Annotated in this window: 1 protein-coding gene; it reads left to right on the top strand. The window is 42.2% G+C overall.

All coding sequences use genetic code 11. From position 1 onward, the window contains the following. Window positions 1–24: 24 nt before the first annotated feature. Window positions 25–3,066, top strand: a complete 3,042-nt coding sequence (locus RMX69_RS23065; RefSeq protein WP_322638820.1) for a HEAT repeat domain-containing protein — start codon at window positions 25–27, stop codon at window positions 3,064–3,066. Window positions 3,067–3,908: the final 842 nt, after the last annotated feature.

Here is a 3,908-nt window from a genome sequence, read left to right as displayed (position 1 = left end):
ATTTCCCTTTACATTTTCCCATAAATGATAAATCTTCCAAAACTGGATGCTCCCAAATTAGTTGAATACAATCTGAAAGATTTAAAATCTCTAGGAAAGAAACCGGAAGATATTGCTCGAAAAGCTGCCAAAATCCTCAAGGATAATACCGTTGATAAATATGTTCGTTTCAATGCAGCAGTGGCATTAGAAAATCTGAGGGAGGCAGCCAAACCCTACGTCAAAGACATCCTCGACTTCCTCAAGGATAAAACCGTTGACAATGATATTCGTAGAGGTGTGGCAGTAGCATTAGGAAATCTTGGTGAGATAGCCAAACCCTATGTCAAAGATATCCTCGACATCCTCAAAGATAAAACCATTGATAAATATGTTCGTAAAGATGCAGCAGTGGCATTGGGAAATATGGGGGAAACTGCCAAACCCTACGTCAAAGACATTGCTGACATCTTCAAAGATAAAACCGTTGATAAATATGTTCGTTCTGGTGCAGCAGTGGCATTGGGAAATTTTGGGGAAACTGCCAAACCCTATATCAAAGACATCACTGACATTCTCAAGGATAAAACCGTTGACAATGATATTCGTAAAGATGCAGCAGTGGCATTAGGAAATTTTAGGGAAACTGCCAAACCCTACGTCAAAGATATCCTCGACTTCCTCAAGGATAAAACCGTTGACAATGATGTTCGTAAAGATGCAGCAGTGGCATTGGGAAATCTGGGGGAGGTAGCTCAATTCTACGTCAAAGACATCTTTGACTTCCTCAAAGATAAAACTATTAACTCAAATGTTCGTTACGGTGCAGCAGTGGCATTGGGAAATCTGGGAGAGGCTGGCAAACCCTACATCAAATATCTTGCTGACATTCTCAACGATAAAACTGTTGACTCAAATGTTCGTTATGGTGCAGCAGTGGCATTAGGAAATCTGGGAGAAGCTGCCAAACCTTACGTCAAAGACATCCTCGACTTCCTCAAAGATAAAACTGTTAACTACTATGTTCGTTATGGTACGGCAGGGGCATTGGGGAAGCTGGGGGAAGCTGCAAAACCCTACATCAAAGTTCTCGCTGACATCCTCAACGATAAAACCATTAACGACTCTATTCGTTATGGTGCAGCAGAGGCATTGGGAAATCTGGGTGATGCTGGCAAACCCTACGTCAAAGACATCCTCGACTTCCTCAATGATAAAACCGTTGATAAAGATTTTCGTAGAGATGCAGCAGAGGCATTGGGTAATATAGAACAACTCAACTTGAATAATCTTGTAGTAATTCTGAATAGTGTCTATTACGCAGGTCAACCAGAATTTGCACAGTGGAGATTTTTGACATATTTTCTGGGTGGCGCTACTGATGAAGTCAAAACACTGCTCACATGGCTAGGACGCCCTGACACTCAAACAACTCCTACTCAATTAAACCATAATCAAGGTGATAAAACTCTCAAAATCTTTGCCCAAGTCTGGGAACCAAGTCAAGATTTTGCACGATTACGGGAAGACTTAGCCAAGCAAATTGCTGTAGTTGCGAAAAAAGTCTCTTGGCAACTACAAGATATTGTTATTTTAGAAACTCACTACAATAACCTCAAAGACGCTGGCTACAACGAAGCTGATTCAATGCAATCAGTCATAGTTAATCTCAAAACTTGGCAGTGGTTTCTCAACGCTAGAACGACTATTTTGATTCATGCTGCCTTTTGGGTTGCCCTCATCTTCGCTTATCCCAAATTTCCCCAAGTTCAAGCCATCTTCTTCTGGAATCCTTGGGTGAGGCGCATTCTCGGTATCGGCTACGTCGGCTTAATTCTCACCTGGGTTCCCTTTTTCCGCGAAAAGTTATTTGAACCTTTCAAGTCTTCTCTACTAGCCGATGCCGGGTTAGATAATTTTAACCCCGAAGCTTACTTTCCAAATTCTAAAGTGAAAGTTCCCGGTGTAGACGAACCCGTACCAATTACCCAAGTGCTACCTAGCATCAAAGGACAAGTCATCTTGGAAGGTGATTCTGGCTTGGGTAAGTCAATGTTTCTACGCTATTTGGTAAAAACTTCTGGGCGGCTTGTGGTTTATCTACCTGCACACAAGTGTGACAAAGGGGTAATTGAGGCAATTCAAGCGAAGCTGCACGGACAAGCACAAGATGCTGATTTTCTCAAGAATTTAATTTACAGTGGTGCATTAGATATCTGCATTGACGGACTCAATGAAGTTACCGCCGACACCAGGGCAAAAATCTGCCAGTTTGCCGAAAGCTATTTCCGGGGTAACATCATCATGACCACCCAACCCCTAGAGTGGACACCACCCTCAACAGCCAAAATATATAAATTGCTGCCCCTTGAAGAACCACAAATTCAGCAATTTCTGATTTCCCGTCAGCCACGATTGCCCAAAAATGCCAAAGTTCAAGGTACTGATTATGAGCAAGCCACTGCTAGTTTTTTAACCAAAGCCCTCACTAATCAGCAATCACCACAAGAATTAAGCGCGATTGAAAAGGTTCTCTCTAATCCAATGGATTTAACTGTGGTAGCCCTGATGTTATCCCAAGGTGAATACCCCGATTTGTTTCACTTGCAACAACATCAATATCAATTAATGGTAGCAGAATATTTGCAAGAATGGAACCAGGAATTTCCCCTGAAAAAATTCTCCGATGCTGTTTATCAAATGCGGCTGAAGGATGAACAGGCGTTACCTGCGGATGAATTTTACCAAGTTTTACAGTCTTTGGAAGACGAGAAATATAAAATGGTTGTCAGCCGTCAGTGGCAAGACGAAAAAGGGGAAGCCAAGAGAGAATGGTATTTCCGCCACGACAAGATTATGGATTTCTTTTTGGTGCAAAACTTTCTCGGCGAGAGTGAGGAAGCTAAAAACCGGCTCATTGACCACATGGACGACCCCCGTTTTCGTGGTGTCTACTTTTTGCTAGCAACGTTACTGCCGTTAGATGCAGCAAAAGAACTGAAGGAAAAATTAGTTCAATACGCCGCTGATACCAAAGACCATACTGTGAGTGATACCTTTGTGCAATTGTTGCGACCAAGGGCGTGATATTAATTCCTAATTCGTAATGGGCTACTCCCCGCGATGCTAACGTAATTCGTAATTGAGAAAGAGACTTATAGTCCAATACGGTTCAGTTAAGGCTAAAACTCTTTATCAAAGTCAATTTTTTTAACGAACCGCAGAGGCACAGAGGGAACAGAGAGAGGAAAACAATGCTTAACTGAACCGTATTGACTTATAGTCTGAGGTAAGAGTACTCCAAGTAAAAAAATGCTCAATTGTCATTGCGAGCGAAGCAAAGCAATCGCAAAGACTGGGATTGCTTCGCTTCGCTCGCAATGACGGATTTTGAATCATTTATTTTTTAGAACACTCTAAAATGAGTATTTTAGCTCCATTAATGAGCCTTTAAACTCCATTAATGAGTCTAGGCTGGTAAATTCTTGATCTCATAAAAATCTGACTTTTCACCTCATGTAGAAAAGCTAACCCCTGAGCAAGCTTCGTTACTAGGGAATAAAAGCGAGGTTTTCTAGATAAGAGTGAAAAGTCAGATATTGGAATGATATCATGTCTGCCAAATTACCCATAATAAAATAACCCCACCCCCAACCCCCTCCCCGCCTGCGGGGAGGGGAGACAAAGCACAGCTTTGGCGGGGTGGGGTTCTTCGGGTTTAATAAGCAATCAAGCGGACATGATATGAGTGGAAAAAGAGATTGTGTCTGTCCTACGACCAAGTAGAATCAATGCTCAGTTCACTTGGAACTAAGCTTAATATAATAGGCAAAAGGATTAACCACGTCCCCCGCGATCGCGGTCATAGCGAAAACGAATGTTGCGAAGGTTATTATCGCGGTCATATCGGCGATTATTGTCGCGGTCAT

It is taken from the genome of Nostoc sp. EspVER01 (assembly GCF_034530635.1).
Taxonomy (GTDB): Bacteria; Cyanobacteriota; Cyanobacteriia; order Cyanobacteriales; family Nostocaceae; genus Nostoc.
Note: the sequence above shows the minus strand (reverse complement) of the source record. Positions and strands in the feature narration are given on the sequence as shown.

What these genes read in the sequence shown, in the direction of transcription:
- RMX69_RS23065 (WP_322638820.1), top strand. Translation starts at nt 25, where the DNA reads ATGATAAATCTTCCAAAACTGGATGCTCCCAAATTAGTTGAATACAAT.